Origin of the sequence: Tritonibacter sp. SIMBA_163 (assembly GCF_046535935.1) — a bacterium.
Classification (GTDB): Bacteria; Pseudomonadota; Alphaproteobacteria; order Rhodobacterales; family Rhodobacteraceae; genus Epibacterium; species Epibacterium scottomollicae.
On sequence record NZ_JAWJBP010000515.1, the window covers coordinates 1 to 268 of the forward strand.

Sequence of the window (268 nt, forward strand, 5' to 3'; positions counted from 1 at the left end):
GGCGCCATGGCGCCCAACCCTGTTGCTTCAGATAGGTGGGCTCCAGCCACTCGGGCAGCTCCGGCGCACTCTTCAGCGCGGCGGCGACAGCCTTGCGCACGACCTTCTGCGTTAGCCCCTGGGTCAGGGGATACACCGGCTCGACCGTGCCGACGCTGTCCTTCTGATCCGGCGGGGCCACGTGGTCGGGATGCGCCATCTGCGGCAGGCCGTGATAGCTCTCCACCTTTCCGGACACCACGCGCTGCTCGCCCACGGGCAGGATCTT

At 68.3% G+C, this 268-nt stretch carries 1 pseudogene; it reads right to left on the bottom strand.

Annotated features, from left to right (window positions below):
* Positions 1-238, bottom strand: a pseudogene (locus R0J92_RS23350) (ATP-dependent DNA helicase RecG); the annotation flags it as partial.
* Between the last annotated feature and the right edge of the window lie 30 nt (positions 239-268).